The organism is Vreelandella arcis (assembly GCF_900103865.1).
Classification (GTDB): domain Bacteria; phylum Pseudomonadota; class Gammaproteobacteria; order Pseudomonadales; family Halomonadaceae; genus Vreelandella; species Vreelandella arcis.
On the sequence record NZ_FNII01000006.1, the window covers coordinates 108,503 to 135,160 of the forward strand.

Sequence of the window (26,658 nt, forward strand, 5' to 3'; positions counted from 1 at the left end):
GTTGAGGTCAGGTTGACCAGGCGCGCCGTAGCGTCTCGCCCAACCGTTGAATACACAGCACCATCAGCAACAATCCCGCGCCGGGAAAGACCCCCAACCACCAGTCGCCGCCACTTACATGACGCATCGATTCGCCCAGCAGTACGCCAATGGCGGGTTGATCGGCGGAGAGCCCCACGCCCAAAAACGACAGCGCGGCTTCGTGGAGCACTGCGTGGGGGAATAGCAGCAGTGCGCCCACCAAACAGTGGGGCAGCACTTGGGGGATCCAGTGGTGGCGGACGATAAAGCGTCGTGGTTTGCCGAGCGCTTGGGAAATCTGCACGTAGGGCGCGTGGCGAATGTGCAGCAGCTCGGCGCGCAGCACTCGGGCAAGGCTCGGCCAATGACTCAGCGCCACGGCGATAATCACTGCCTGGGTGCCGCCGCCCAGGGCAAAGGCGATCATTAGGAGCAATAATAGATGCGGCACGCTGAGTAGCGTATCGATCGCAAGGCTAACCAGCGCGTCCCAGCGCGGGCCGAGCATGGCGAGTAGCGCCATGCTCAGGGCGATGAGCGTGCCAAGTAGCGCCGCGCTACTGCCGACCCAGAAGCTTAGCGTGAGCCCCGCCAGCGTGCGTGCGGCCATGTCGCGACCCAGCGCATCGGTGCCAAACCAATAGTTCGAGCCGGGCGGCGCCAGGCGCGCATCGAAATGCATCTGCTGGGGCGCGTCGCCGAGCCATGCGGCGGCCATCAGCGCGCTGGCGAGCACCAGCGCCGCCAAGGCGGTGCTGAGCAGGGCGGTAAGGCGGGGCTGCTGATTCATGGTGCTTGCGCCCGCAGCCGTGGGTCGATCAGCCGGTAAAGGCCATCGGCGGTGGCGTTGCCCAGACTGACCAGCAGCGCGGTGAACAGCGCGATGGCCATTAGCAGCGGGATGTCGCTGCGCAATGCGGCTTCCACCGTGGCGCGGCCAAGCCCTGGGTAGGCAAATACCTGCTCGATCAGCATCACGCCGCCAAACAGCTCGCCCAGCGATGCGCAGGCCAGCGTGATGGCGGGCAGACAGGCGTGGCGCGCGCCGTGTCGCCAGGCGACATCCCGGCGGCTAGCGCCCTGGGCAAACGCCTGGGTGGCCACTGGCGAGTGCATTAGGCTGCGTAGGCGGGCGCGGGTGTGCAGGGTGATCGGCGCGGTACTGAGTAGCGTGAGCGTGGCCACCGGTAGCGCCAAATGGTGTAGGCGGGTCGCCAGGCTTACCTCGTCACTCAGGCTGCCGCTGGGCCCGGCGCAGCATACAGGCGTCCAGCCCAGCGTTACCGAGAATAGCAACAGGCCGAGCATCGCCAGCCAAAATGCCGGGGTGGAAGCGGTGAGGTAGGCGTAGCCGCTAATTACGCGATCCAGTGTGCTGTGCGTTGGCTTAGCGGGCTCACGCATGCCCGCCAGCAGACCCAGGCCAAAGCCCAGCAGTGTGGAGAGCAACCAGGCAAGCCCGAGCAGCGCCAAGGAGCGCTGGAAGCGTTGGGCAATCACCTCGTTCACTGGCTGGTTGTAGACGTGGCTCCAGCCCAGGTTGCCGCTAAGTAGCTGGCGCAGCCAGTGGCCGAATTGCAACAGCGGCGGTTGATCAAACCCCCAACGTTCTGCGATCAGTGCGCGCTGTTCGGCGCCGGCCTGGGCAATTTGCGGGCCCAGGTAGGCGTCGATGGGGTCAATGGGCGAGGCGAGCATCAAGCCGAACGTCAGCCCCGCCACGCATAGCAGCACCAGGGCTATGCGTAGCAGGCGAACGCTTAGCAGGCGGATTACGGGCATGTCCAGCGCCAGTCGAGCAGGTTGGCGGTAATCGGCCAGCCGTGCCCGTGAGGCGCCACGCCCAGCTCGCCGACGTCTAAGCAGGTGTCGGCGGCGTAAACGTGGTCAAGGTTGACCAGCCACGCCCAGGCGGCATCACCGCGTACCCCGTAGCCGGTCTCGCCGTCCCACTGGGCATCACGCCAGTGGCGGTTGGCCTGTTCAACGCTCGCGGCGGCCTGGGCGGCATCCAGGTGGTCATCCACCGTATCGTTGGCGTAAAAGCCGCTGTTGAAGTAGCCGTCGCCGGCGTGCTTGCTGTGAAATAGCGTGTAGATTTCTTGGGGGCTACGGCTGCCCCAGCCAAACATCACCGCGTCCTGGTGCATCGCCTCGCGGCGCAGCTCGCTCCAGGGGCGGCGGGTCGGCTGCATGTCGATGCCTAGCGGGCGTAGCATCTCGGCGCTGGCTTCGGCGAGCCACTGGCGAGTAATGTCGCCGCTGGGGTAGCTTAGCTTGAAGCGGGCCGGCTGGCCGTCTTTTTCACGCAGGCCATCGTCGCCGCGTTGCCAGCCTGCTTCGTCGAGAATCGCCGCTGCGCGCTCGAGATCGGGGGTATCGAGGGTTTCATCGGTGCGGCTCCAGGGAAGGCCATCGGCGGGCCCAAAGGCGGCACGTCCATGGCCGTTGAGGGCCACGTCGACCAGTGTGTCGCGATCTAGGGCCAGGTTAATGGCGTGGCGAATCGCCGGGTCGGCGGTAACGTCGTTGCCGATGGGCGCGCCGTTTTCGGCTTGTTCGTCCTGGTTCGGCACGGTGGGAAACAGGATGCCCCGGTTATCAACGCTTTGCATGACGATGCGCTGCATGTCGTCGGGATAGGCGTCGGCCAGTGCAGGCGGCACGCTGGCGAGATCCACTTGGCCGGCCTGGGCGGCGCGCAGGGTGGTGTCTTCGCCGGTAAACAGAAACACTAAGCGCTCAAACGGCGGTGAGGGGCCGTAGAAGTGCGGGTTACGCTCGACAATCAGCTGTTCGCCTTCCTGCCATTCGATCATGCGGTAGGGGCCGCTGCCCAGCGGCTGGCGGCCGTAGCCCTCGTCATAGCCGTTATCGCGGCTGGCGGCGGGCACGATGCCCAGGCTATACAGCTGGTCGATAAAGGTAATACGCGGCGCGTGGAGGGTTAATTTGACCTGGTGGCTGTTTATCGCGGTGGCGTGTTTCAGGGCGCTTAAATCGGCGCGGCCACCGGCCTCGGCGGCGGCATTGAAGGTGTAGGCGACATCCTCGGCGGTGAGCGGGGTGCCGTCGGCAAAGCGGGCGTCGTCGCGCAGCGTCAGCTGCCAGGTGAGCCGGTCGTCGGAGAGCGACCAGTTGGTGGCAAGCGCCGCACGGGGGGAGAAGTCCTCGCCCTGGCTTAACAGCGTGGACTGAAACAGCGGGTGGCCGTATTGCCCCCAGCCCAGCAGTGGGTCGAAGCCCTGTTCAGGCTCGCCGCCAATCGCCAGTACCAGCGTTGATTTGGCGCTCGCCGGGCCTGCCAGCAGCAAGCAAATCAGGCTAGCAGCGGTTAGGATAGAAGCTGACAGTTGGGTGGCACGGCTAGGCAAAGCAGTGGACATGGTAAGTGCTTACCGTCGAGTATGATGTTTTATTAATATCATCATACTGGCCGCCGGGGGTCAATTTTGAAGGCTGTGTGGAGAAGGGCGATGTCAACGTTAAGGAGGGGGAGACGATGCAGCGAGTAACGGTGACACTTGATGAAGAGTTACTGGCCGACGTGGATGCACTGATTCAGGAGCGCGGCTACCAGAACCGTTCCGAGGCAATCCGCGATTTAACCCGCAGCGGGCTACAGCAGGTGCGCGAAGAAGCCGCGCCACAGGCGCCATGCATGGGGGCGCTGGTGTATGTCTACGACCATGCGGCCAGGGAGTTGTCGAAACGCCTGACGCAACATTCTCACGCCCACCACGATCTCACCCTTTCGACGCTGCATGTGCATTTAAACCAAGACAGTTGCATGGAAGTCGCACTGCTCAAAGGCCAAAGCGACCAACTGAAGCAGTTCGCCGCCGACGTCACCTCATCGCGCAGCGTCCGCCATGGTCGCTTGGTGCTGATTCCTGAGGAGTAAGTATAAAAAAGGCGACCGCTTGGGTCGCCTTTTCGCATGTCACGCTGGGCTGTCGGGCAGCCGCGGGGATGAGCTTAGTGCTCTTCGCCGCCTTCACCGTGTACATGGCCGTGTTCAACTTCTTCTGCGCTGGCTTCGCGTACTTCAGCGATTTCAACGTCAAAGTTGAGGTGCTGACCGGCTAACGGGTGGTTGCCGTCAACGACGACGGTGTCGCCTTCAACTTTCTTCACGGTGACCATCAGCGGGCCGCCTTGGGTCTGCGCCTGGAACTGCATGCCCGGCTCAACGCTTTCAACGCCTTGGAAAGCATCGCGCGGTACTTCTTGCATCAGCTGTTCCTGAACTTCGCCATAGCCTTCTTCCGGCGTTACTTTGACGTTCAGTTTTTCGCCAGAGGCGTGACCTTCGAGCTCTTTTTCCAGGCCAGGAATGATGTTGCCTGAGCCGTGGAGGTAGGTAAGCGGTTCGCGGCCTTCGGAGCTGTCCAGCACTTCACCCTCATCATTGGTCAGGGTGTAGTGGAACGCGACAACCGAGTTTTGCGCAATTTGCATTAAATAACCTTTCGGTGAGTACATGTTCCAACATAATAACGCGTGAGAGCTGGTTTGTCAGGGGGTAGCCAGGGTTTTTCCGACTCTCATCTTTTGGCGGTATTGCGCCCTGGATTGCGCAGGGCTACTCTAGCCACACACTTTTTTCGACGCACCTTCCATGGAGCAAAACATGACCGTATTACTGATTTGGCTGGTCGCCTTGGTGCTGATTGGCTATTTTGTCAATCAGCGCTGGGAAACCGTGAGTGCCGGGCTGGATAAAATGCTACCCGCCGCGCTGAAAACCCACGGCGATAACCGCTGGCTGTGGGTGGGTGCCTTGGCCGTGCTGGGTGCCACCACGCTGGTGCGCCCGGTGGATATCTTGCTGGTGGGTATTTTGCTGGCGATTATCGGCTTTGTGGTGTTTAAACTGATTAACTGGGCATCGAGTAAAGCACACAGCTAATGGCCCGTTAATTAACCGCCGCAACGACAAGCGCCCCGTCAGCGATGCTGGCGGGGCGCTTTGCTTGGGTACTTTAAGCTGTCAGGTAGCCTTAGTAAGGCGCCACGCTGACGTTGGCACCGCTGCCAATCAGGCGAACCCGCTGGCCGGGCTGGAACTGGCGGTCATCACGCTGAACAACGACGACATCGCTGCCGTCATCCAGGCGGATTTCCATTTCCAGTGCGCCAACCCGGTTAGCGCGGTCTTCAGCGGCCGTCCCTGCGACTGCGCCACCCAGAGCACCGGCCACTGTGGCGAGTTGACGCCCGGAGCCGCCGCCGACTTGGCTACCCAGCAGGCCGCCGATCACGGCACCGCCACCGCTGCCCAATAGGCCTCCCGCGCGGCTATCTGCCTGGATTTGCACCGGACGCACTGCGACCACGGTGCCGTAAGTGACGCTTTGGCTGGTTTTCGCTTGGTTGCCGCTGTACACATCGCCCGAATAACCTGATGTGTTGGCGCAACCGGCGAGCGCCAAAACGCTGAATGCTACGATAGGAAGAAAACGCTTCATTGAGACCTCCAGAGGTGATTCACCTAGCCGCTTCGCTTTTTACGAGAGTGTGCCGCTAGGTTGTAGAACAGTGTTCGCTAACAACATAACCGATTATTGACACGTTGAATAGCGGTCTGTTGAAAATTTGCCTATATGCGTAACTGACGAGTGTAGTCGTTGATTAAGAAAAAAGTATGCACAAGCCGATTAAAAGCCGTTGTGGTGACGAAGCAAAAAAACGCCCAGAAAGCCTGGGCCTTCTGGGCGTATGGGTGGCTAGCGTCAGCTAGCGCATTGGCTGAGCGTGAAGATTAACCAAACTGGTTCATGGTGTTGTCTTTGCCGCCCGCCTTGAGTGCTGCGTCGCCGTGGAAGAACTCTTTATGGTCATCGCCGATGTTGGAGCCGGCCATGTCCTGGTGCTTGACGGTGGCGATGCCCTGGCGAATTTCCTCGCGCTGGACTTTTTTGACGTAGGCCAGCATGCCTTCGTCGCCGAAGTAATCTTTTGCCAGGTTGTCCGTCGATAGCGCCGCCGTGTGGTAGGTGGGCAAGGTAATCAGGTGATGGAAGATACCTGCCTCGCGAGCGCTGTCACGCTGGAAGTTACGCGTCCACTCGTCGGCCAGCTGGCCAAGCTCGGTGTTGTCGTACTCGACGCCCATGAGCTTGTCGCGCTGGTAGGCTGACACGTCCTTGCCTTCTTTTTCCCAGGCATCGAACACTTGCTGACGGAAGTTGAGCGTCCAGTTGAACGACGGCGAGTTGTTGTAGACCAGCTTGGCATCCGGGCAGACTTCGCGGATACGGTTGACCATCGCGGCAATTTGGCCGACGTGGGGTTTTTCGGTCTCGATCCACAACAGGTCGGCGCCGTTTTGCAGGCTGGTGATGCAGTCGAGTATTACGCGGTCTTCGCCGGTGCCGGGCTTGAACTGGTAAAGGCCGGAAGCCAGGCGTTTGGGCTTGACCAGTTTGCCGTTCTGCTTGATGACCACGTCGCCGTTGTTGATGTCGGAGGCCGAGGTGACTTCGTCGCCGTCCAGGAAGCTGTTGTACTGATCGCCCAGGTCACCTGGCTCGTTGGTGACGGCGATTTTCTGGGTTAAGCCCGCGCCCAGCGAGTCGGTGCGCGCCACGATGACACCGTTTTCAACGCCCAACTCAAGGAAGGCGTAGCGTACGGCATTGATTTTGGCGATAAAGTCTTCGTGAGGCACGGTGACTTTGCCGTCCTGGTGGCCGCACTGCTTCTCGTCGGACACCTGGTTTTCCAGCTGGATGCAGCAGGCACCGGCTTCGATGAACTTCTTGGCCAGCAGGTAGGTGGCCTCGGCGTTACCAAAGCCGGCGTCGATGTCGGCAATGATCGGCACGATGTGGGTTTCGTGGTTGTCGATCTTGCTGATCAGTTCCTGCTCTTTGCTACGGTCGCCGGCTTCCCGGGCGTCGTCCAGCGCGCGGAACAGGTGGTTGAGCTCCCACGAATCGGCTTGCTTGAGGAAGGTGTAGAGCTCTTCGATCAGGTTGGCGACCGAGGTTTTCTCGTGCATGGACTGGTCGGGCAGCGGGCCGAACTCGGAGCGCAGTGCGGCGACCATCCAGCCGGAGAGGTAGAGGTAGCTGCGCTTGGTGGTGCCGAAGTGCTTCTTGATGGAAATCATCTTCTGCTGGCCGATAAAGCCGTGCCAGCAACCCAGCGACTGGGTGTAGTTAGCGGTGTCGGCATCGTAGGCGGCCATGTCTTCGCGCATGATGTTTGCGGTGTAGCGGGCGATATCCAGTCCGGTATGGAAGCGGTTCTGGGCACGCATACGCGCGGCGTATTCAGGCTTGATGTTGTCCCATTTGCCGCCTTGCGCTTCGCGTAGTTGGGCCAGTGCTTTAATCTCTTCGAGCAGTCCAGTCATGAGCTTATCCCTCCGGGGTTGTGATAGCGATGCGCATGTAAGCATGTTCTTATGCTGCACCTGCGAAGTCGCTTTCAGCATCGTTCAATTTGCTTGGCGTGTCTTTAAGAAAAAGGTCTCTTAATAGAACGTCGCAAACGTGAGTGTTCTCGGGCAGGCCTGTGCGGCACTGCAGTAAAAACACTATCCCTGAACGCGGGGGCGGCAACAATTGACACTTGGGGGCAGGCAACGTTGTAGCTCGACGACAAACGAGCTACAACGCGGTGGGTTTGTGTAGTGGAATTCCTAACTCAGCGGGGCGCGTTGTCGGTGAAGTTGAGGATCATCTCGCGGTGGGGGATGCCGGCATCCATAAATACCTCGCCATGGGCGATGAACCCCAACCGTTCGTAAAAGGGCAGTGCGTGGAGTTGCGAGCTGAGCGCTACTTGGCCGTGACCGACGCGCTGGGCGGTGGCCATCGCCGCTTGCATTAACATGCGGCCAATACCGGCACCGCGTGCTTCGGCAAGCACCGCCACGCGGCCGATATGGCCATCGGGGAGTAGCCGTGCGGTACCCACCGGGTCGCCGTTAAGGTAGGCAAGAAAGTGACGGCAGGCGGGATCCTGGCCGTCCCATTCTTCGTCCTGGGGCACGCGTTGTTCGTCGATAAATACCACGCGGCGAACGTCGCTGGCCAGGTTGCCGAGCAGCCACCAATCACCCTCTTGAATGCTGACGGGCCAGGCCATGTGCGTTATTCCTCGTCGTCATCGTCGTCTTGCAGCCAGCTCAGGCTGCCTGTGTTAATGAGCTGGGTAATAAGCGCTTTGGCACCCGGCAATTCCAGGACATCGTCGTGCAACGGTGCCGAGGATGCCAGGCGCTTGGCAAGCGGCTCTTCGCAGGCATAGGCTTCGCCGTCAGCAAACAGCGTCGTGGTGCCATTATCACTGCGCCATGCGAAGCGCGAGCCGGGCATGTGGTAAAGCGGCTCGCCTTCTTGTAGCTGAGCAACAAGGCTAGCTTCGTCGAGCGGTGTGTCGAGCGGTACGACCTGGTCGACATACTTGGGCTGGGTCATGGCGCGGCCAAACCACTGGGCGATTTGCTTAGGGTTATCCAGTGTCGAGAGGATTAACTGGCGCATGCGCTCTACCGAGACATCGTCCAACTCGCCACTGTGAGCTGCAGGGACTCGCCCAGCGTCGCTGTAACGCAGCGAGGCAGGCAGTTGCTCGCCCCTGTAGTCGGCGTAAGAGGTGACCGCTTCATCGGCAGACGGGGCACGGAAACCCACCGACATGGTCATGCAGTTGTCGGTTTGGCTAACGCCATGGTGGGCCCAGCCGGGGGGCAAGTAGAGCATATCGCCGGGCTCTAAAACCCATTCGGAGTCGGCTTCCACCTCGAAGGTTTCCAGAATGCGCAGGTCGATGCCTTGGACAATCGGTGCGTCATCGCCGGGTTGGCCGCCCAACTGCCAACGACGATTGCCGCTGGCTTGAAACAGGAACACGTCGTACTGGTCGACGTGGGGGCCGACGCTACCGCCGGGCGGGGCGTAGCTGATCATGATGTCGTCCAACCGCCAGCGGGGCAGAAAGTCGAATTCATCAAGCAGGGCCGCCACCGAGGGCAGGTAGTGATCCACGGCTTGCACCAATAAGCTCCAGTTACCCTCGGGCAGGCGCTCGAATGTGGCTTCGTCGAAAGGCCCGTGGGAGACCTGCCATGCGCCGTCGGGGCCGTTTTCTTCGACCAGGCGCGCTTCAATGCCGGGCTCGCAGGCAAGTCCCGCTAGTTCGTCGGGTTCGATGGGGCTGATGTAATCCGGTATCGCCCCGCGAATCAGCAGCGGCTTTTGCTGCCAGTAGCTCGCCAAGAATTCTGCCGGGGTCAGATCGCCTAACAGGGTAAGTGGCTCGTCGGAAGGGTGCATGACGTTATCCTAATGCGAAGCGTCGCAGTGAAACAGTTGGTTAAAACCCGTTTAGGGTTTTAACCGAATTAAGAGTAAAACACTATTCTAGTGTATTGAATTATAGAGCATCGAGCTGTTGGCGCAGGGCTTCGGCCTGAGCCTGGGCGTTGCCGATGTAGCTGGCCGGCGACATGGCTTTAAGCTCGGTTTTAACGCCGTCGGGCAGCGCCAGGGTATCAATAAAGGCGGCAAAGCCGGCTTGATCGATGCGCTTGCCGCGGGTCAGTTCTTTAAGCTTTTCGTAAGGTTTTTCAATGCCGTAGCGGCGCATCACGGTTTGGATTGGCTCGGCCAGCACTTCCCAGCTGTTATCCAGGTCGCTTTCCAGCCGCTCGGGGTTGGCTTCGAGCTTGCTGATGCCTTTGAGGCTGGCGTGATAACCAATCAATCCGTAGGCCAAGCCGACGCCCAGGTTGCGCAGCACCGTAGAGTCGGTCAAATCGCGCTGCCAGCGAGAGATCGGAAGCTTTTGCGCCAGGTGGCCGAGCACGGCGTTGGCCAGGCCAAGGTTGCCTTCCGAGTTTTCAAAGTCGATGGGATTGACCTTGTGCGGCATGGTCGACGAGCCGATCTCGCCTTCCACGGTGCGCTGCTTGAAGTAACCCAACGAGATATAGCCCCACACATCGCGATCAAAGTCGATCAGGATGGTGTTAAAGCGGCACACAGCGTCGAATAGCTCGGCGATGTAGTCGTGGGGTTCGATCTGTGTGGTGTAGGGGTTGAACGTGAGTCCCAGGCCTTCCACAAAGGTGCGCGCATTGGCTTCCCAGTCGATCTCGGGATAAGTGGTCAGGTGGGCGTTATAGTTGCCCACGGCGCCGTTGATTTTACCCAGAATTTCCACCGCTTCGATCTGCTTAAGCTGGCGCTTGAGGCGATAGGCCACGTTGGCCATCTCTTTACCCAGCGTCGTGGGGCTGGCCGTTTGCCCGTGGGTACGCGCAAGCATCGGCTGCCCGGCGTGGGCAATCGCCAGCGCCGCGATGTCGTCGGCGACGTTGTGCATCACGGGCAGCAACGCCTGGAGGCCGTCGGTGAGCATCACGCCATAGGAGAGGTTGTTGATGTCTTCCGAGGTGCAGGCAAAGTGAATGAACTCGGTGACGGCGTGCAGCTCGCTGTTGTCGGTAATTTTCTCTTTGAGAAAATACTCCACTGCTTTGACGTCGTGGTTGGTGGTGCGCTCGATGTCTTTGATGCGCTCGGCGTCTTCCACCGAAAACTCGCGGATCAGCTGCTCCAGGAAGGCGGTCGCCGGGGCGGAGAGCTGCGGCACTTCGACGATTTGGTTGTGCTCGGCAAGCCGCTGCAGCCAGCGCACTTCCACGATAACGCGGGCGCGAATCAGGCCAAATTCGCTGAAGTGTTCGCGCAGCGCGGCGGCTTTGTTGGCGTAGCGGCCGTCGACGGGGGAGAGAGCGGTCAAGGCAGAGAGTTGCATAGCATGGTTTCCAAGTCGGTAAAGCGGCTAACCCTGGGGGGTAAGCCGGGTTAGCTTAAATCATCGAGGGCGCGGCGCAGGGCTTTCCGCTGGAACATCAGCTTCCAGCGGCGGCCACCCTCCTGGTGCCACAGCAGTGCAAAGCGAATTCCCGCCATCAGGCAGGCACGCACGCGCTCGGGCATCATGCGGGTTTGCAAAAGCGATGGATCACCCTGCACCACAATGCGGGTTTTAAACGTCGAAATAGTTTCTTGGTAGGCTTCGCCGAGGCTGGCAATGACGTTTTCATGGGTGTCGCCGAAGTGCTCGGCCTGACCCTGAATATGGCTAAGTTTTTGCCCCAGGGTATCCATCATATTGCGGTTGTTGCGCAGCTTGCTCATCAATAGTAGCAGCGAAAAACCGTAACGCATCACCACCGGGTTGGCCTGCTGCCGGCCGACCAGCATTTCGAGGGTGTCTAGCCCTCGGCGCAGATTATTGGGGTGCCCGCCGTAAATGTCCTCAAAGCTATCCGGGTTGGGATCCACAGTGCCTTGAATCAGCGTTTCCCAGGCGCGGGGTTCCACCTGGCCGGTGCGGGCCAGTTCGTCGACCAGGCTGGCGGCCTGGAAAACCCCGGCTAGCGCCAGTGCTTGACGCGCGGCCGGGGTTTCCGGCGCGCGGTGTATGGGCGTAGTAGGGCTCATGCGACTGCCTCGGTTGCCTTCCATGTGGAGTGAATCACGCCGCCGCCCAAGCAAATATCGCCGTCGTACAGCACTAACGACTGGCCTGGGGTGACCGCGCGTTGCGGATCGTCAAAGCGAACCTCGACGCTGCCGTCCGGCCGGCTGACGATCTCGCAGCCCCGATCGCTTTGGCGATAGCGGGTTTTGGCGGTAAAACGCCCTTGAGTGACCGGCGGTTCGCCAGCGACCCAGTCCATCGGTTCAGTGATCAGCGCGTCGCTATAGAGCAGCGAATGGTGTTTGCCTTGAACAGCCACCAGGACATTGCGCTCCAGGTCTTTTTGGGCGACGTACCAGGGGTCTTCGGAATAGTTGGCCAAGCCGCCAATGCCTAGCCCTTGGCGTTGCCCCAGGGTGTAGTACATCAGCCCCATGTGCTCGCCAATCACGTCGCCGTCGGGGGTTTCGATCTTGCCCGGCTGAGCGGGCAGGTACTGCTTGAGAAAGTCGCTGAAGCGACGTTCGCCGATAAAGCAGATGCCGGTGGAGTCTTTCTTCTTGGCCGTGACCAGGCCGTGTTCCTCGGCCAGGGCGCGTACTGCGGGCTTTTCCAGCTCGCCGACCGGGAACAGCGTGCGGGCGATAGCCGCCTCGGGCACCGCGTGCAGAAAGTAGCTTTGGTCTTTATTGCCGTCCAGGCCTTTTAACAGGCGTGGGCGAACGTCGCCATTGCCTTGGCGCACCCGCGCTTCACGAACATAGTGACCGGTGGCGATTTTGTTGGCCCCGAGCATTTCGGCGTATTCAAGAAAAACCTTAAATTTGATTTCCCGGTTGCACAGGATATCGGGGTTGGGCGTGCGGCCCGCTTTGTACTCGGCCAGGAAATGCTCGAACACGTTGTCCCAGTATTCGGCGGCAAAATTCGCCGTGTGCAGCTTAATGCCAAGCTTGGCGCACACCGCTTCGGCGTCGGCCAAATCTTCCTTCGCTGTACAGTACTCAGTGCCGTCGTCTTCATCCCAGTTCTTCATAAACAGGCCTTCCACATCGTAGCCCTGTTGCAGAAGCAGCAACGCTGATACGGAGGAGTCAACGCCGCCGGACATGCCGACAATGACTTTGCCGGTGGAAGACGTTGTGGCAGTGGAGGTGCCAGTGGTGGATGTCATCGCCATCCTCGGTTGGAGTGGTCAGTTGGGCGTTGATTATACACGATGCAGCCACGCCGCTTCGAGTGCTTCACTCGCGGATCACCGTTAGCGGATAGCAACGGCCTGCCAGGGCGTCTTGGATACGCGTGACGACCAATGGGCTGCGCAGTCGCCCAGCGTTATTGAGTGCCTGGATTTCCGCCAGTGTCAGCCAATGGGTGGCGGTGATGTCGCGATCCAGCGACGTATCCAGGAAGGTTGTGGGCGTGGCGATAAAGCCGTGACTGTGAAACGTTTGCCCGTGGGGCGTATGAAAGATGTAAATTCCCAGGTAGTCGGTCAACGTCACCTGCCAAGCGGTTTCTTCCTCTACTTCGCGTAGAATGCCGGCAATAGGCCCTTCGCCGGGTTCTATATGCCCGGCGGGCTGGTTGAATACCGTGGTCGATCCGCCACGGGCTTCCTCGACGATTAAAAAACGCTCGTCTTGCTGGATCACGCAGGCCGCCGTGCTGTGAATCGTCTTCATGGTCACCGCCGCCGTCCTGAGGTTGGTTGTTTGCCCTGTTTTGGGGACTGTTTTTTAGATTGTTTTTGAGACCGTTGTTGGCGCTGGTTCGGCTTCGCCGCGCGGGGCGCGTGGAGGGTTTCTCGGCGCCATTCGCCGGGGCGAAGCGTGCCTAACTGCCAGGAACCAATCGAGGCGCGAATCAGGCGCAGAGTGGGAAACCCGACGTGGGCGGTCATGCGTCGCACTTGGCGATTACGGCCTTCGCTAATCGTCAGTTCCAGCCAGCTGGTAGCGGGGTGGCGCTTGGGATCAATGGCCGGATCGCGGGGCGCGATGGCGGGTGGCGAGATGAGGCGCGCCTTGGCGGGCAAAGTGGGGCCGTCCTTTAGCGTTACGCCGCTTTTCAAGGCCGCCAGGGCGGTCTCGTCGATATGCCCTTCGACCTGCACCCAGTAGGTTTTGGGCTGCTTATGGCGCGGGTGGGCGATGCGATGAATCAGGCTACCGTCGTCGCTGAGCAGCAGCAGACCCTCCGAGTCGTAGTCGAGTCGCCCGGCCGCATACACGCCGGGTACTTCGATCACATCCGCCAGGGTGGCACGCCCCTGGGGATCGGTAAACTGAGAGAGCATGCGGTAGGGTTTGTGCAGTAAATATAGGTTACTCATCGTTTCGTGGGGTCGTGCCTTTGATTTGTCGACAATCGCTCATGCGGTTAAAGTGCAGCGCTGATATACTCCTGCGTGACCGCTGGGGTCGTCGTCACCACCACCGATCAATCACCATGTGATAAGAGGAGCGACCCAAAAAGCTCCGCAAACTTCGCGGCATAGTGCCTTTTTGAGAGTGCCTTGATGAATGGGCCGCGACGTTTACGAATTGATAATCACAGCGATAAAGAAAAGAGGTTAACGCAAAAATGTCCAAAACGCCGAAGATCATTTATACGCTCACCGACGAAGCCCCTGCGCTCGCGACCTACTCGTTTTTACCGATTGTTGATGCCTTTACCGACTCGGCGGGGATTGCCGTTGAGACCCGCGATATCTCGCTTGCCGCGCGCATACTGTCCCAGTTTCCTGATCTGCTGAGCGAGGAGCAGCGCGTTAGCGACGATCTCGCCGAGCTTGGCCAATTGGCGACTACGCCCGAAGCCAATATCATCAAACTGCCCAATATCAGCGCCTCTGGCCCGCAGTTGAAGGCTACCATCAAGGAGCTTCAAGGCCAGGGTTATCCGCTGCCTGATTATCCTGACGAACCGAAAAACGACGCAGAGAAAGCCATCAAGGCCAGCTACGACAAGGCCAAGGGCAGTGCGGTAAACCCGGTACTGCGTGAGGGCAACTCCGATCGTCGTGCGCCCAAGTCGGTCAAGAACTACGCGCGCAAATACCCGCACCGCATGGGCGATTGGAGCGCTGACTCCAAGTCACATGTGGCGCACATGAGCGATGGCGATTTTTATGCCAGCGAGCAGTCCACGGTGATCAAGCACGCGAGCAAACTCAAGATTGAGCTGGCGCAAAAAGACGGTACGCGTAGCGTCTTAAAAGAAGACCTTGCCGTCCAGGAAGGCGAGGTGATCGACGCAGCCCGCATGAGCAGCCGTCAGTTGCGTAATTTCATCGATAGCCAGATTAAAGACGCCAAAAAAGACGACGTGCTCTTCTCCTTGCACTTAAAAGCCACCATGATGAAGGTCTCTGACCCGATCATGTTCGGCATCGTGGTAGAAGAGTTCTACAAAGAGGTGCTTGAGAAACACGCCGAGGGCCTCAAACTGGCAGGCTTTAACCCCAATAGCGGGATTGGCGACCTGTATAGCGCAATCGAAAAGCTGCCCAGCGAGCAGCAGGAAACCATCAAAGCCGACATTGAAGCGCTATACAAAGAGCGCCCGCCAATGGCCATGGTGAATTCGCATAAAGGCATCACCAACCTGCACGTGCCCAGCGACGTGATCATCGATGCGTCCATGCCCGCCATGATTCGCGACTCGGGCAAAATGTGGAACGCCAACGACGAGCTGCAGGATGCCAAAGCGGTGATTCCGGATCGCTGCTACGCGACTATTTATCAGGCGGTGATTGAAGACTGCAAGAAAAATGGGGCTTTCGATCCGACCACTATGGGCAGCGTGCCCAACGTTGGCCTGATGGCGCAAAAGGCAGAAGAGTACGGCTCCCACGATAAGACCTTCCAGATTCCCGCTGATGGCACTGTGGTCGTCACTGACGAAAACGGCCATACGCTGTTCAGTCATGATGTTGAGATGGGCGATATCTGGCGCATGTGCCAAACCAAGGACGCGCCGATCCAGGATTGGGTGAAGCTGGCTGTCAACCGTGCACGGGAAAGCGGCGCGCCGGCGATTTTCTGGCTGGATGCCAACCGCGCCCACGATGCTCAGCTGATCGAGAAGGTCGAAACTTACCTAAAAGACCATGACACCAGCGGCTTGGATATTCGTATTCTGACGCCGGTCGAGGCCATGCAGGTATCCCTTGAGCGCATTCGCAAGGGCGAAGACACCATCTCGGTCACCGGTAACGTACTGCGTGACTACCTCACCGACCTGTTCCCGATCATGGAGCTGGGCACCAGCGCCAAGATGCTATCCATTGTGCCGCTGATGAACGGTGGCGGCTTGTTCGAAACCGGAGCCGGGGGCTCTGCACCCAAGCACGTTCAGCAGTTCCTCGAAGAAAACCATCTGCGCTGGGATTCGCTGGGCGAGTTTTTGGCCTTGGCCGCGTCGCTTGAGCACTTGGGCAGCACCTTTGGTAACGCCCGCGCTACGCTGCTGGCGAACGCCCTAGACGAAGCCAACGGCAAATTCCTGGACAGCAACAAGTCACCTTCGCGTAAGGTGGGTGAGTTGGATAACCGCGGCAGCCATTTCTACTTGGCGCTATACTGGGCAGAAGCACTGGCCGCTCAGGACGAAGACGCCGAGATGAAAACGCTCTTTGCCCGCCTGGCGGAAACGCTGAAAGCCAATGAAGCGACCATTGTGGACGAGCTCAACAGTGTTCAGGGCCAGCCGGTTGATATCGACGGTTATTTCCGTCCAAGCGGTGAATTGGCAAGCCAAGCCATGCGTCCGAGCAAAACGCTCAACAAGGCGCTTGCGATGGTGGCCGTCGACTAACGCGGCTTGAACCCTTGGCATTAGGCCCTAAGCCCTCGTCCGCTTGCCGGGCGGGGGTTTTTTGTCCGCTTGAGTGTGATAATTTTAATTTTTCCATGAACCCTTGCTGATCGTGCACGTCTGATAAGTATCACATTGCGTATTCAGAACGTTGCCCATCAGCCGAGAGATGAACAAACCTTGCTGCTTATGTCCCATACAGACAGTCCATACCCGGATGCGCCGACCCTTGAAGCGGGCATGACGCGCCCCGATATGCCTGAATACGACGATGATCTGACGGTGCAGTCTGCTGAGCCTGAACTGGCTCAGCCGCCGCTATTTAAAGTGGTGCTGCATAACGATGACTTCACGCCGATGGAGTTTGTCATTGAAGTGTTGCAAGGCTTCTTCAACATGGACAGTGAAAAAGCCGTCCAGGTGATGTTGGCGGTGCATACCCAGGGAAAAGCTACCTGCGGGGTATTTACCCGCGATATCGCCGAGACCAAAAGTTACCAAGTGAATGAATACGCCCGCGAATGCGAGCATCCTTTAATGAGCGACATTGAAGCCGCCGATTAACAGCGTTGAAAAAAATCGGTAGGTAGGCTTGCAACTGTTCGATTTGTACCCGATGTTTGAAAGTGCCGGTCGATTAAACTGATCCGACGCAAGTCCTAGGTGGCGATATGCCCTAGGTAGTAGCGAAAAGGGGACTGCCATGCTGAGCAAAGAACTTGAACTGACCCTGAACACGGCTTTCACCGTGGCGCGCTCCAAGCGTCACGAGTTCATGACCGTCGAGCACCTATTGCTGGCGCTATTGGACAACGCTTCGGCGGTGGATGTACTAAAAGCCTGTGGGGCGAATCTCGACAAGCTGCGGTCCGATTTGCAGGACTTCATCAACTCGACCACACCCTTAATTCCTGACGGCCAAAACGACCGCGAAACGCAACCGACGCTGGGCTTTCAGCGAGTACTCCAGCGTGCCGTTTTTCATGTGCAGTCGTCTGGAAAAAGTGAAGTTACCGGTGCCAACGTGCTGGTGGCGATTTTCTCTGAGCAGGAAAGCCAAGCCGTTTACTTCCTCAAGCAGCAGAATGTTGCTCGGGTAGACGCGGTCAATTATATCGCGCATGGCATCTCTAAAGTCGCGGGTCATGGTCCTTCCCCTTCGCCATCACCCCAGGAGGGTGAAGAAGCCGAGGAGGGCGGCACCGAAGGGGCTGCCCATCCGCTCACCGGCTATGCCACCAACCTCAACGAGCAGGCGCGGCTGGGTAAAATCGACCCCTTGATTGGTCGCGATCACGAGCTTGAACGCGTGGTGCAAATCCTGGCCCGTCGGCGCAAGAATAATCCATTACTGGTGGGCGAAGCCGGTGTGGGTAAGACGGCGGTGGCCGAAGGCTTGGCCAAACGTATCGTCGAAGAAGACGTTCCCGAGGTGATCGCTGATGCGGTGGTTTACTCGTTGGATATGGGCGCGCTACTGGCCGGTACTAAATATCGCGGTGACTTTGAGAAGCGCCTGAAGAGCTTGCTCAGCGAGTTACGCAAGCAGCCTAATTCCGTGCTGTTTATCGATGAAATTCATACGGTGATCGGCGCAGGGGCCGCCTCAGGCGGTGTGATGGACGCTTCCAATCTGCTCAAGCCGCTGCTGTCGTCGGGCGAGCTGCGCTGCATTGGTTCGACCACCTTCCAAGAGTTCCGCGGCATCTTTGAGAAAGATCGTGCCTTGGCGCGTCGCTTCCAGAAAGTCGATGTGTTGGCGCCGTCGGTGGATGACACCATTAAGATCCTCAAGGGTCTGCGCTCACGCTTTGAGGAACACCACGAGCTCAAGTACACCGATGGTGCGCTTGAGAGCGCCGCACGACTGGCGGATCGCTACATCAACGATCGTTTCCTGCCCGATAAAGCGATTGACGTGATCGACGAAGCGGGCGCGCATCAGCGTTTGCTGCCTCCGGAAGTACGCGCCGACACCATTGATGTTGAACAGGTCGAAGCGGTTGTGGCGTCAATTGCTCGGATTCCGCCGAAGAGCGTGTCCAGCTCGGATCGCAAGCTGCTCGAGAAACTGGATCGTGACTTGAAAATGCTGGTGTTTGGTCAGGACGAAGCGATCGATACGCTGTCCGCCGCCATTAAGCTTTCCCGCGCTGGCTTGAAGTCACCCGATAAGCCGGTAGGTAGCTTCCTGTTTGCCGGGCCGACCGGGGTGGGTAAAACCGAAGTGGCCAAGCAGCTCTCGCATATCATGGGTATCGAGCTGGTACGCTTTGATATGTCGGAGTACATGGAGCGGCACACTGTGTCGCGCTTGATCGGCGCGCCCCCGGGCTACGTTGGCTACGATCAAGGTGGCCTGTTGACCGAAGCCGTCACCAAACAGCCGCATTGCGTACTGCTGCTGGATGAGATCGAGAAGGCGCACCCGGAAGTCTTCAACCTGCTGCTGCAGGTGATGGATCACGGCCGCCTGACCGATAACAACGGCCGCGAGGCGGACTTCCGTCACGTGATTGTGATCATGACCTCGAATGCCGGGGCCGAGCAGGCCGCGCGTCGCTCGATTGGCTTCCAGAGTCAGGATCACTCGACCGATGCGATGGAGGTTATTCGCCGCACCTTCTCACCGGAGTTCCGCAACCGTTTGGACGGCATTATCCAGTTCCATTCTCTGCCGGTCTCGGTGGTGCGTAACGTCGTCGACAAGTTCCTGATCGAGCTGCAAGCGCAGCTGGATGAGAAGCGTGTTCAGCTTGAAGTGGACGATATGGCACGGGACTGGCTGGCGGATAAAGGTTACGACCCCGATATGGGGGCACGCCCGATGGCGCGTTTGATCCAGGACAAGCTCAAGAAGCCGTTGGCAGAGATGATTCTGTTTGGCGAGCTTGCCGAGCAGGGCGGTATCGTGCACGTCAGCCTGGAAGAAGGCGAGCTACGCTTGTCGACCGAGTCGGAAATGGCCGATGCGCCCTAACCGGGCGCTTACTTTACCGCTCCTTAAACATCATGCAGCTAAAAACGCAGCGCCCTGTCTTCGACGGGGCGTTGTCGTTTTAAAGCAGACATCGGCAGCGCTGGGCAGGTAAAGAGAGCAGAGGCGTATAAACGCCTTGCTAGGCGCCGTTAGCGCGAGCGGTAAACGATGCGGCCTTTAGAAAGGTCGTAAGGCGTCAGTTCAACTTTGACCTTATCGCCGGTTAAGATGCGGATGTAGTTTTTGCGCATTTTGCCGGAGATGTGAGCCGTGACGACGTGGCCGTTTTCCAGCTCAACACGAAACATGGTGTTAGGCAGGGTGTCGACGATAACGCCTTCCATTTCAATATGATCTTCGCGTGCCATATAGGCAGTTCCTCGCTTTAATTAACGTAATAGGTATGCTCAAAACGACTGGGCATTGGGCGCTCCAGGCTGAGCAGCAACCCGAATAGCGCTATATTGTGCCGTAAGCCTAGCGTCAAGGCAAAAAAGCGTGGCTGATTAGCGAATTATTTCTCGCCACTGGCGACCATCAAGCATCTCAAGGGGCGTAAAGTTCTGCTTGTAGCGCATTTTGCGGCATGCTTCTATCCAGTAGCCGAGATAGAGGTGAGGTAAGCCTTTGGCGCGGGTCAGGTCGATTAGCTGCAATATGGCAAAGGTGCCCAGCGAGCGCTTATCCAGCGATTCGTCGACGCTGAAAAACGTATAAATCGCCGACAGGCCGTGCTCGAGCTGGTCAAACGCCGCCACGCCAACCAGTTGGTTATCGAGATATAGCTCCATCAGTTGGGCGTAGGGCTCGTCGAGGGTTAAAAACGTTCGATACTGTTCGCGGCTGGGTGGGTACATATCGCCGTCCGCGTGACGGTGGTGGATGTAGTCGGCGTAGAGTGCGTAATGGCGCGCATCAAAGTGCGCCGGGGTAATGCGCATGGTGATATCGCCATTGCGTCGGCCAATGCGTCGTTGAGTGCGGTTTGGGGTAAATCGCTCGACCGGGATACGCACGGAGCGGCAGGCGTTACAGCCTTCGCAGTGCGGGCGGTATAAATGGCGACCGCTGCGACGGAAGCCGAGCAGCGAAAGCGAGTCGTAAACGCCGGGAATGGGAGATTCCTGAGGATCCAGAAACAGCGTGGTGGCTTCGCGGTCGGGCAAATAGCTACAGGCATGCGGCACTGTCAAAAAGAAGCGCAAATCGCGTACCAGCCGACGGGGAGCGTTGCTGCTCAATGTTTGCCTCCTTTCTTTTGTTAACGATGACACTGTTAGCCTGCAAAGAGTGTCTGTAAATAAACGTTAGGCGATAGCCGATAGCCACGGGGAAGGCGGCACCTCGGGCGCGTCTTCCGGAGATGCGTTAAACCGAAACGCAGAGCCGGGTAGCCACTTTTCAAGATAGCTGATGAATGTCGCTCGGGCGACCGTTGTCGCGCCTAGACTTGCCAGATGGGGCGTGTGCATTTGGCAGTCAATGAGCTTGCCGCCATGGTTGCGCATGGCGTTGGTTAGGTGGGCTAGGGCCACTTTTGAAGCGTCGGGGACGAGGGAAAACATCGACTCGCCGAAAAATACCGGGCCCATGGCGATGCCGTAAAGCCCGCCTACCAGGCGCCCGTGCTGGTGCACCTCGATACTATGGGCAATGCCTTGCGCATGCAGGTCACAGTAGGCCTGGTACATGTCATCGGTGATCCAGGTGCCCGCTTCACCGTCCCGCGGGGCGGCGCAAGCATCGATCACCCGGTCAAAATGTTGGTCAACGGTGATCTCGAACCCCGCATTGCGCAGCTTTTTTGTTAAGCTGCGGCGCTGCTTAAATTGCTCAGGTAGGAGTATCATGCGGGGATCAGGGCTCCACCACAGAATGGGGTCGTCGTCGCTGTACCATGGGAAAATGCCGTTTCGATAGGCTTCTACCAGCCAACCGGGGGATAATTCGCCGCCCGCCGCCAGTAGTCCGTTAGGCGATGTTAGCGCTGCGGTTACTGTCGGGAAGTGAGGCATTGGCGAGGATAGCCAAGGTAGCATGGCGAGCTCCTGTGAGTCGGTACAGTAACAAGCGCGGATCGAGAGACCCTGTGACGGCAGCAGGATGCTCGGTATGATACAAACTCGCAAGTGGATTAACGACGCCATCGGGTGCAAAAGGGAGAGTCGCTTGAAAGTAAATAAAGCGGTCGACAAGCGAACACAGCGTAATACGCGCCAAAGTGGGTCTTCAGGGCGGGTCAATGCCGCCAAGGATAAAGCGCGTAAAGTTGGGTTACGCCTTCAGGGCGCGGCACGCGATGGCGTGGTCGTGGCGCTGCTGGCGGTATGTACGTTTTTATTATTGGCGTTGTTTAGTTATTCGCCGAGCGATCCCGGCTGGTCATCTCAGGGGCCGGAAACCGCCGTCAGCAATTGGATGGGGCCGGTCGGCGCCTGGCTGGCCGATGTGCTTTATTCGCTGCTGGGCGCCAGTGCCCTTTGGTGGCCTGGCATGGTGGGCTATGCGGCCTGGTGGTTAGTACGTTCACGCCAAGTGCGTTTTGCGCTTGATCCGGTGGCGATTGCGGTACGCGCTGGTGGTTTGATGCTGCTAATGTTTGGCACCACCATGCTCGGCGCGCTGCATTTTTATAATCCTGATAGCGTGTTGCCCTATGCCTCAGGCGGTATTTTGGGTGAGGGGCTGGTGGGCGCGTTGCGCCCGCTGGTGAACAGCGGCGGCGTTGGGTTGATCGCCGCAGCGCTTATCCTGAGCGGTTTTCCGCTGTTCAGCGGCATGTCCTGGTTGCAGGTTGCCGATGAAGTGGGGCGGCGTTTGTGCCGTGTGGGTGGCTGGTGGTCAGCCCGCCGCCAGGCCCGTCGCGAGCGTGCCAAACAGCGCGCCGCCGTGCGCCCCGCCCCAGAGCCTGCGCGGCGTCCGGCTAACCCAGAGCGCAGTGCCGAGAGCAACGCCCATAACAAGCGTCGAGAACCCGCGATGGCCAGTGCCTTGGCCGATGCAGACGCTAAGCCAGACACCAACAAGAAGGTAGGCGACGAGCCTATAGCGGGCGATAACGTCACGGATACGTCGATTCCGTGGGCGGCTGCGCGGACGCCTTCCGCCACGGCCTTCAAAGCGGCCCCGTCGTCTGAGCCGACGCCAGCGGAGACGCCAGTAAAAACGGATGAAGACACACATACCTCAACGCCCGAGCCAACGCCCTCATCGCCGACGTTAACCGCGCACATCGACGATGCACCCGAGCACGATGAGGCAGTGGCGACGGCCAAACCCGCCGAGGCTGAATCAAGCGAGTCGTTTCCACTGCACGCGTCCCGTCGGGCAGAGGAGGCTGAAACCCAGTCTGCCGCGCCGCTCTCCACGACGGATGATGATGCGCCCGAGCCGCCTGTTGAGCCACTGGTCACCGAGCCGCGTCGCCAGCGGGAGTCAGAGCGCGGAGCTGAACGCGTTCCTGAAATAGTCCCCGAGCCCGTGTGGGATGACGACGACGAAGATGAAGTCCCTACACCTGCACCTTCGGCACCGTCACCTGCTCGCCGTGAGCCGACCGTGAGCCCCGACGTATCATCGACGGAGCAAGACGTATCCGACGAAGGGCCAGCGCTGTGGACGGTTGAGCATCTGCAAAACCAACGGCCCTCGTTCGACACGACGTTAGAACCCGAAGGCAAGGTGCCTAGTCTGCGCCTGTTAACGCCGGCGGAACCGCATCAGCCGAATTACACCGATACCCAACTGGCGGATATGGCCGAGCTGCTCGAGGTTCGGCTGCGTGAATACGGCGTCAAAGCCGAGGTGGTCGATACTTGGCCTGGGCCGGTGATTACCCGCTTTGAGATTAAGCCGGCGGCAGGCGTCAAGGTATCCAAAATCAGCAATTTGGCCAAAGACTTGGCGCGTTCGCTGATGGTCAAGAGCGTGCGCGTGGTGGAAGTGATTCCAGGACGCCCGACGGTGGGCATCGAGATTCCCAATCCTCACCGGGCGATGATTCGGCTGCGTGAAGTGATCGATTCCGAGCGCTACCAGCAGGAAGCCTCGCCGCTGACCATGGCGCTGGGTCAGGATATCGGTGGCGGCCCGGTGGTCGCCAATCTCGGCAAGATGCCGCACTTGCTGGTCGCCGGTACCACCGGGTCGGGTAAATCGGTGGGCGTTAACGCGATGCTGATTTCGATGCTGCTCAAGGCCACGCCGGATGAATTGAAGCTCATCATGGTCGACCCCAAAATGCTCGAGCTGTCGGTTTACGACGGTATTCCACACTTGCTGGCGCCCGTGGTCACCGATATGAAAGAGGCGGCCAATAGCCTGCGCTGGTGTGTGGCTGAAATGGAACGCCGTTATAAGCTGATGGCCGCCATGGGCGTGCGTAATATCGCCGGCTTTAACGCGCGTTTGGATGAAGCCGACCGGGCAGGTGCCCAGGTTGCCGATCCGCTCTGGGAGCCGCAGCCCTGGGAGATGCATCAAACACCCCCGGTGCTTGAGAAGCTGCCCTACATCGTGGTGGTGATCGACGAATTTGCCGACATGTTCATGATCGTGGGTAAAAAGGTCGAAGAGCTGATTGCCCGCCTGGCACAGAAGGCCCGTGCGGCAGGGATTCACTTGATACTCGCCACTCAGCGCCCGTCGGTGGATGTTGTCACTGGTTTGATCAAGGCGAATATTCCGTCGCGGATGGCTTTTCAGGTGTCGTCGCGTATCGACTCACGCACGATATTGGATCAGGGCGGGGCCGAAAGCCTGTTGGGGCATGGCGACATGCTCTACCTGCCCGCCGGGTCGGGGCCGCCGAATCGCATCCACGGGGCCTTTGTGGATGACGATGAAGTGCACCGCGTAGTGGAAGATTGGAAGCGTCGTGGGGAGCCGGAGTATATCGAAGAGATCCTATCGGGCGGTGTCTCGGCAGACGCCTTAGCCGGGCTTGAGGCCGAGGGCGCCGACGGCGACGACGCCGAACAGGATGCGCTTTACGATGAAGCCGTGCAGTTCGTCACGCAAACGCGCAAAGCGTCGATTTCCGCCGTGCAGCGGCGCTTTAAGATTGGTTATAACCGCGCCGCTAGGCTAGTGGACGCAATGGAGGTTGCCGGGGTGGTGTCATCGATGGGTACCAACGGCGCCCGGGAAGTGCTGGCGCCACCGCCGGTCGGGCAGTAAGCAAACGTGCAATAAGCGTGAAAATAGCGCGGCCGGTGAAACCCGGCGGCGATACGCGCGTCTTAATGGGTACACGGACGGTTCTGCCGACCCATTTTACAATTTGTTTACTCGCTATTTTTATCTGGCAAGGTTGCCTAGGGAGATCGCATGAGCGATACGCAAACTCGACGTCCTTCATCATTAGCGCTGGCGGCAAGCGCATTGGGGTTAACGCTGGCGGCACCGCTGGCTCTGGCCAATGAAGCAGCCGAGCGGTTAACCGACAGGCTCGACCCATTAGAGAGCTATCAGGCGACATTTGAGCAGCGCATACTCGACGGCAGTGGCGATCATTTACAGGAAGCGCGGGGCGAAATGTGGCTGGCACGCCCTGGCATGCTGCGCTGGGAAGTCGAAGCACCTTATTCGCAAACCGTGGTATCAAACGGCGATAGCGTTTATCTCTACGATCCGGATCTCGAACAAGTTACCGTTCAAGCGTTGGATGACCGGGTGACCCATACACCTGCGCTGCTGCTGTCGGGGCGCGTTAGCGAACTGACGGAAAGCTACGAAGTGGATTACGAACAGGACGGCAGCGATGACGTCTTCACGTTGGTACCCAACTCGCCGGATACGCTGTTTGAGCAGTTGAGCATGACCTTCGACGGTGACATGCTCACCGAGCTGTGGATGACCGACAGCACCGGCCAGCGTACGGCGATTGTCTTTAGCGATCCCGTTCGCAACGAACAGATCCCCGACGAGCGGTTTGAATTTGATATCCCCGACGGGGTCGATGTGATCCGCGAAGAACCCCGTTAACTGCCCGCGACACGCTAGCTGACGTTGTAAATTGGCCGATCAGGCATCCGGTGTCTGGTCGGCTTCTTTGTCTTGAGCGTCTCGCCACGCCATGATCTCAGCAAAGCGCTTTTCCTGGCCATGCGCGCTGGGCTGATAAAAGGCTTGCTTGGGCAGCTCTTCCGGCCAGCAGTCGTGGGCGCTGCCCGCTGGGTAGCCATCGGGTTCATTGTGCGCGTAGCGATAACCTTCCCCGTGGCCAAGTTGCTCCATCAGCTTGGTCGGCGCATTGCGCAAGTAGGTCGGCACCTCGATCTGTGGCTGCTGACGGACGAACTGCTGCGCTTTGGTCCATGCTTGATCAATGCGATTACTTTTGGGGGCCACTGCCAAGTGGATCGCCGCATGAGCGATCGCTCGCTGGCCCTCATAGTCGCCTAACCGCCGATACGCATCCCAAGCCGCCATGACCAGCGGTAGCGCCCGCGGGTCAGCGTTACCCACGTCTTCCGAGGCAATCGCGCTTAGCCGACGCACCACGTCCAGCGGGTCGCCGCCGCCCTGGATGAAACGCGCCATGTAGAGCAGCGCTGCATCGGGCCGCGATGAGCGCACCGATTTGTGAATCGCCGAGAGCAGGTCGTAGTAGGCATCGCCCTGTTTATCGAACGCGCTAGCCTGATGGCCTATCACATCGGTTAGTACGCTTTCGGGCAGTATTTCCCGGCCTGCCCGTTGCGTGGTGAAGTCGCAGGCGGTTTCCAGTAGCCCCAGTGCGCGACGGGCGTCCCCGGCGCTGGCCTTGGCCAACGCTGTTAATACCGACGCCTCCACATCGATGTTGCGTTTGCCTAACCCGCGTTCGGGGTCGTCCAGCGCCTGTTGCATCACGCTGATCAATTCGTCTTGTGTCAGCGATTTCAGCACGTAAACTCGCGCCCGTGAGAGCAGCGCCGAGTTGACTTCAAACGAGGGGTTTTCGGTGGTCGCGCCAATCAGGGTCAGAAGGCCTGACTCCACGTGGGGCAGCAGGGCATCTTGCTGGCTCTTGTTTAACCGGTGAATCTCATCTAAAAAGAGAATAGTCGCTGAACTAAGCTGCTGGGCGCGTTCGACGACTAGGCGAATCTCTTTGACACCCGCCATTACCGCGCTGAGTTGTTCTAAATGGGCGTTGGAGGCACGCGCCAGTAATTCTGCCAGCGTGGTTTTACCTACCCCAGGAGGCCCCCATAAAATCATAGAGCGCACGATGCCAGACTCCGCCATACGGCGCAGTGGTTTATCTGCACCAACAAGCGCCTGTTGGCCGACGTAATCCTCAAGCTGACGCGGACGCATGCGGTAGGCGAGGGGGGCGTCGTCGGCAGGTGTATTGCGGCTGAAAAGATCCATGGAAGCTCCGTTGAACACTGGCCCATCGG

At 59.1% G+C, this 26,658-nt stretch carries 24 protein-coding genes; 7 read left to right on the plus strand and 17 right to left on the minus strand.

From position 1 onward, the window contains the following. Nucleotides 1-7: 7 nt before the first annotated feature. Genes BLR97_RS08740 through BLR97_RS08750 form a run of 3 tightly spaced genes read right to left on the minus strand, consistent with a single transcriptional unit; the run spans nucleotide 8 to nucleotide 3,407 of the window. Entirely contained in the window at nucleotides 8-811 is an 804-nt protein-coding gene (locus BLR97_RS08740) for an ABC transporter permease (protein WP_089705058.1), read from the minus strand. Further along, a complete protein-coding gene (locus BLR97_RS08745) occupies nucleotides 808-1,803 on the minus strand; it encodes an ABC transporter permease (protein WP_089705062.1) in 996 nt (331 codons plus the stop codon). Before BLR97_RS08745 ends, BLR97_RS08740 begins: the two co-directional genes overlap by 4 nt. Next, complete coding sequence (locus BLR97_RS08750) at nucleotides 1,794-3,407, minus strand: ABC transporter substrate-binding protein (RefSeq protein ID WP_089705064.1); 1,614 nt, start codon at nucleotides 3,405-3,407, stop codon at nucleotides 1,794-1,796. The genes BLR97_RS08745 and BLR97_RS08750 overlap by 10 nt, the downstream gene beginning before the upstream one ends. A gap of 116 nt (nucleotides 3,408-3,523) precedes the next feature. Here BLR97_RS08750 and nikR point away from each other — a divergent pair, with 116 nt between their 5' ends. After that, nucleotides 3,524-3,925 carry a nickel-responsive transcriptional regulator NikR gene (nikR, locus tag BLR97_RS08755; protein ID WP_089705068.1) on the plus strand — a complete coding sequence of 134 codons (402 nt, stop codon included), beginning with the start codon at nucleotides 3,524-3,526 and terminating at the stop codon, nucleotides 3,923-3,925. A gap of 74 nt (nucleotides 3,926-3,999) precedes the next feature. On the opposite strand, the gene BLR97_RS08760 is transcribed toward nikR, so the two are convergent. After that, nucleotides 4,000-4,482: an FKBP-type peptidyl-prolyl cis-trans isomerase gene (locus BLR97_RS08760; RefSeq protein ID WP_089705071.1), complete on the minus strand. Its 483-nt coding sequence runs from the start codon at nucleotides 4,480-4,482 to the stop codon at nucleotides 4,000-4,002. A 172-nt stretch (nucleotides 4,483-4,654) separates the two neighbouring features. On the opposite strand from BLR97_RS08760, the gene BLR97_RS08765 reads away from it, so the two are divergent. Then, nucleotides 4,655-4,933 (plus strand): hypothetical protein, encoded by a 279-nt coding sequence (locus BLR97_RS08765; protein WP_089705074.1) that lies wholly within the window; start codon nucleotides 4,655-4,657, stop codon nucleotides 4,931-4,933. A gap of 91 nt (nucleotides 4,934-5,024) precedes the next feature. On the opposite strand, the gene BLR97_RS08770 is transcribed toward BLR97_RS08765, so the two are convergent. The 9 genes from BLR97_RS08770 to BLR97_RS08810 form a co-directional block, all read right to left on the minus strand. Next, the gene (locus BLR97_RS08770; protein ID WP_089705077.1) at nucleotides 5,025-5,492 is read right to left on the minus strand and encodes an outer membrane lipoprotein; all 468 of its coding nucleotides are present in this window, start codon (nucleotides 5,490-5,492) and stop codon (nucleotides 5,025-5,027) included. 293 nt (nucleotides 5,493-5,785) lie between these two features. Continuing rightward, nucleotides 5,786-7,384, minus strand: coding sequence for an isocitrate lyase (locus BLR97_RS08775; RefSeq protein ID WP_089705080.1), 1,599 nt, complete (start codon nucleotides 7,382-7,384; stop codon nucleotides 5,786-5,788). Between the two features lie 293 nt (nucleotides 7,385-7,677). After that, the gene (locus BLR97_RS08780; protein ID WP_089705084.1) at nucleotides 7,678-8,121 is read right to left on the minus strand and encodes a GNAT family N-acetyltransferase; all 444 of its coding nucleotides are present in this window, start codon (nucleotides 8,119-8,121) and stop codon (nucleotides 7,678-7,680) included. Nucleotides 8,122-8,126: 5 nt separating this feature from the next. Then, on the minus strand, nucleotides 8,127-9,311 hold the full coding sequence (locus BLR97_RS08785) for a cupin domain-containing protein (RefSeq protein ID WP_089705087.1): 1,185 nt from the start codon (nucleotides 9,309-9,311) through the stop codon (nucleotides 8,127-8,129). 100 nt (nucleotides 9,312-9,411) lie between these two features. After that, nucleotides 9,412-10,797, minus strand: coding sequence for an adenylosuccinate lyase (gene purB / locus BLR97_RS08790; RefSeq protein WP_089705090.1), 1,386 nt, complete (start codon nucleotides 10,795-10,797; stop codon nucleotides 9,412-9,414). Between the two features lie 50 nt (nucleotides 10,798-10,847). Then, nucleotides 10,848-11,489, minus strand: a complete 642-nt coding sequence (hflD, locus tag BLR97_RS08795; protein ID WP_089705093.1) for a high frequency lysogenization protein HflD — start codon at nucleotides 11,487-11,489, stop codon at nucleotides 10,848-10,850. Continuing rightward, on the minus strand, nucleotides 11,486-12,643 hold the full coding sequence (gene mnmA / locus BLR97_RS08800) for a tRNA 2-thiouridine(34) synthase MnmA (protein WP_089705096.1): 1,158 nt from the start codon (nucleotides 12,641-12,643) through the stop codon (nucleotides 11,486-11,488). Before mnmA ends, hflD begins: the two co-directional genes overlap by 4 nt. A gap of 70 nt (nucleotides 12,644-12,713) precedes the next feature. Continuing rightward, the gene (locus BLR97_RS08805) at nucleotides 12,714-13,154 is read right to left on the minus strand and encodes an NUDIX domain-containing protein (protein WP_089705099.1); all 441 of its coding nucleotides are present in this window, start codon (nucleotides 13,152-13,154) and stop codon (nucleotides 12,714-12,716) included. Nucleotides 13,155-13,156: 2 nt separating this feature from the next. After that, nucleotides 13,157-13,804 (minus strand): pseudouridine synthase, encoded by a 648-nt coding sequence (locus BLR97_RS08810; protein ID WP_089705101.1) that lies wholly within the window; start codon nucleotides 13,802-13,804, stop codon nucleotides 13,157-13,159. Between the two features lie 251 nt (nucleotides 13,805-14,055). Here BLR97_RS08810 and BLR97_RS08815 point away from each other — a divergent pair, with 251 nt between their 5' ends. From BLR97_RS08815 to clpA, 3 genes are all read left to right on the plus strand, one after another. Next, nucleotides 14,056-16,290, plus strand: a complete 2,235-nt coding sequence (locus BLR97_RS08815) for an NADP-dependent isocitrate dehydrogenase (protein WP_089705104.1) — start codon at nucleotides 14,056-14,058, stop codon at nucleotides 16,288-16,290. 255 nt (nucleotides 16,291-16,545) lie between these two features. Further along, nucleotides 16,546-16,854, plus strand: a complete 309-nt coding sequence (gene clpS, locus BLR97_RS08820) for an ATP-dependent Clp protease adapter ClpS (RefSeq protein WP_035574422.1) — start codon at nucleotides 16,546-16,548, stop codon at nucleotides 16,852-16,854. Nucleotides 16,855-16,993: 139 nt separating this feature from the next. Next, nucleotides 16,994-19,270: an ATP-dependent Clp protease ATP-binding subunit ClpA gene (clpA, locus tag BLR97_RS08825; RefSeq protein ID WP_089705107.1), complete on the plus strand. Its 2,277-nt coding sequence runs from the start codon at nucleotides 16,994-16,996 to the stop codon at nucleotides 19,268-19,270. Nucleotides 19,271-19,419: 149 nt separating this feature from the next. Here the strand turns inward: clpA and infA are convergent, their stop codons facing one another. The 3 genes from infA to aat all read right to left on the minus strand — a co-directional run bounded on the left by infA (nucleotide 19,420) and on the right by aat (nucleotide 21,309). Next, entirely contained in the window at nucleotides 19,420-19,638 is a 219-nt protein-coding gene (infA, locus tag BLR97_RS08830) for a translation initiation factor IF-1 (protein ID WP_007111068.1), read from the minus strand. Nucleotides 19,639-19,776: 138 nt separating this feature from the next. Beyond that, a complete protein-coding gene (locus BLR97_RS08835; RefSeq protein WP_089705110.1) occupies nucleotides 19,777-20,511 on the minus strand; it encodes an arginyltransferase in 735 nt (244 codons plus the stop codon). A 66-nt stretch (nucleotides 20,512-20,577) separates the two neighbouring features. Beyond that, nucleotides 20,578-21,309, minus strand: a complete 732-nt coding sequence (aat, locus tag BLR97_RS08840; RefSeq protein WP_089705113.1) for a leucyl/phenylalanyl-tRNA--protein transferase — start codon at nucleotides 21,307-21,309, stop codon at nucleotides 20,578-20,580. 130 nt (nucleotides 21,310-21,439) lie between these two features. On the opposite strand from aat, the gene BLR97_RS08845 reads away from it, so the two are divergent. Beyond that, nucleotides 21,440-24,448 carry a DNA translocase FtsK gene (locus tag BLR97_RS08845; RefSeq protein ID WP_089705116.1) on the plus strand — a complete coding sequence of 1,003 codons (3,009 nt, stop codon included), beginning with the start codon at nucleotides 21,440-21,442 and terminating at the stop codon, nucleotides 24,446-24,448. 150 nt (nucleotides 24,449-24,598) lie between these two features. Further along, entirely contained in the window at nucleotides 24,599-25,255 is a 657-nt protein-coding gene (gene lolA / locus BLR97_RS08850) for an outer membrane lipoprotein periplasmic chaperone LolA (protein WP_089705119.1), read from the plus strand. Between the two features lie 39 nt (nucleotides 25,256-25,294). On the opposite strand, the gene BLR97_RS08855 is transcribed toward lolA, so the two are convergent. Next, nucleotides 25,295-26,629: a replication-associated recombination protein A gene (locus BLR97_RS08855; protein ID WP_089705122.1), complete on the minus strand. Its 1,335-nt coding sequence runs from the start codon at nucleotides 26,627-26,629 to the stop codon at nucleotides 25,295-25,297. Nucleotides 26,630-26,658 lie beyond the last annotated feature (29 nt).

Coding starts and splice junctions, on each gene's coding strand:
- BLR97_RS08750 (WP_089705064.1), bottom strand. CDS start 3,407: ATGTCCACTGCTTTGCCTAGCCGTGCCACCCAACTGTCAGCTTCTATC.
- lolA (WP_089705119.1), top strand. CDS start 24,599: ATGAGCGATACGCAAACTCGACGTCCTTCATCATTAGCGCTGGCGGCA.
- BLR97_RS08785 (WP_089705087.1), bottom strand. CDS start 9,311: ATGCACCCTTCCGACGAGCCACTTACCCTGTTAGGCGATCTGACCCCG.
- BLR97_RS08855 (WP_089705122.1), bottom strand. CDS start 26,629: ATGGATCTTTTCAGCCGCAATACACCTGCCGACGACGCCCCCCTCGCC.
- clpS (WP_035574422.1), top strand. CDS start 16,546: ATGCCTGAATACGACGATGATCTGACGGTGCAGTCTGCTGAGCCTGAA.
- BLR97_RS08815 (WP_089705104.1), top strand. CDS start 14,056: ATGTCCAAAACGCCGAAGATCATTTATACGCTCACCGACGAAGCCCCT.
- BLR97_RS08775 (WP_089705080.1), bottom strand. CDS start 7,384: ATGACTGGACTGCTCGAAGAGATTAAAGCACTGGCCCAACTACGCGAA.
- BLR97_RS08770 (WP_089705077.1), bottom strand. CDS start 5,492: ATGAAGCGTTTTCTTCCTATCGTAGCATTCAGCGTTTTGGCGCTCGCC.
- nikR (WP_089705068.1), top strand. CDS start 3,524: ATGCAGCGAGTAACGGTGACACTTGATGAAGAGTTACTGGCCGACGTG.
- clpA (WP_089705107.1), top strand. CDS start 16,994: ATGCTGAGCAAAGAACTTGAACTGACCCTGAACACGGCTTTCACCGTG.
- aat (WP_089705113.1), bottom strand. CDS start 21,309: ATGCTACCTTGGCTATCCTCGCCAATGCCTCACTTCCCGACAGTAACC.
- BLR97_RS08760 (WP_089705071.1), bottom strand. CDS start 4,482: ATGCAAATTGCGCAAAACTCGGTTGTCGCGTTCCACTACACCCTGACC.
- hflD (WP_089705093.1), bottom strand. CDS start 11,489: ATGAGCCCTACTACGCCCATACACCGCGCGCCGGAAACCCCGGCCGCG.
- mnmA (WP_089705096.1), bottom strand. CDS start 12,643: ATGACATCCACCACTGGCACCTCCACTGCCACAACGTCTTCCACCGGC.
- BLR97_RS08765 (WP_089705074.1), top strand. CDS start 4,655: ATGACCGTATTACTGATTTGGCTGGTCGCCTTGGTGCTGATTGGCTAT.
- BLR97_RS08745 (WP_089705062.1), bottom strand. CDS start 1,803: ATGCCCGTAATCCGCCTGCTAAGCGTTCGCCTGCTACGCATAGCCCTG.
- purB (WP_089705090.1), bottom strand. CDS start 10,797: ATGCAACTCTCTGCCTTGACCGCTCTCTCCCCCGTCGACGGCCGCTAC.
- BLR97_RS08805 (WP_089705099.1), bottom strand. CDS start 13,154: ATGAAGACGATTCACAGCACGGCGGCCTGCGTGATCCAGCAAGACGAG.
- BLR97_RS08810 (WP_089705101.1), bottom strand. CDS start 13,804: ATGAGTAACCTATATTTACTGCACAAACCCTACCGCATGCTCTCTCAG.
- infA (WP_007111068.1), bottom strand. CDS start 19,638: ATGGCACGCGAAGATCATATTGAAATGGAAGGCGTTATCGTCGACACC.
- BLR97_RS08780 (WP_089705084.1), bottom strand. CDS start 8,121: ATGGCCTGGCCCGTCAGCATTCAAGAGGGTGATTGGTGGCTGCTCGGC.
- BLR97_RS08740 (WP_089705058.1), bottom strand. CDS start 811: ATGAATCAGCAGCCCCGCCTTACCGCCCTGCTCAGCACCGCCTTGGCG.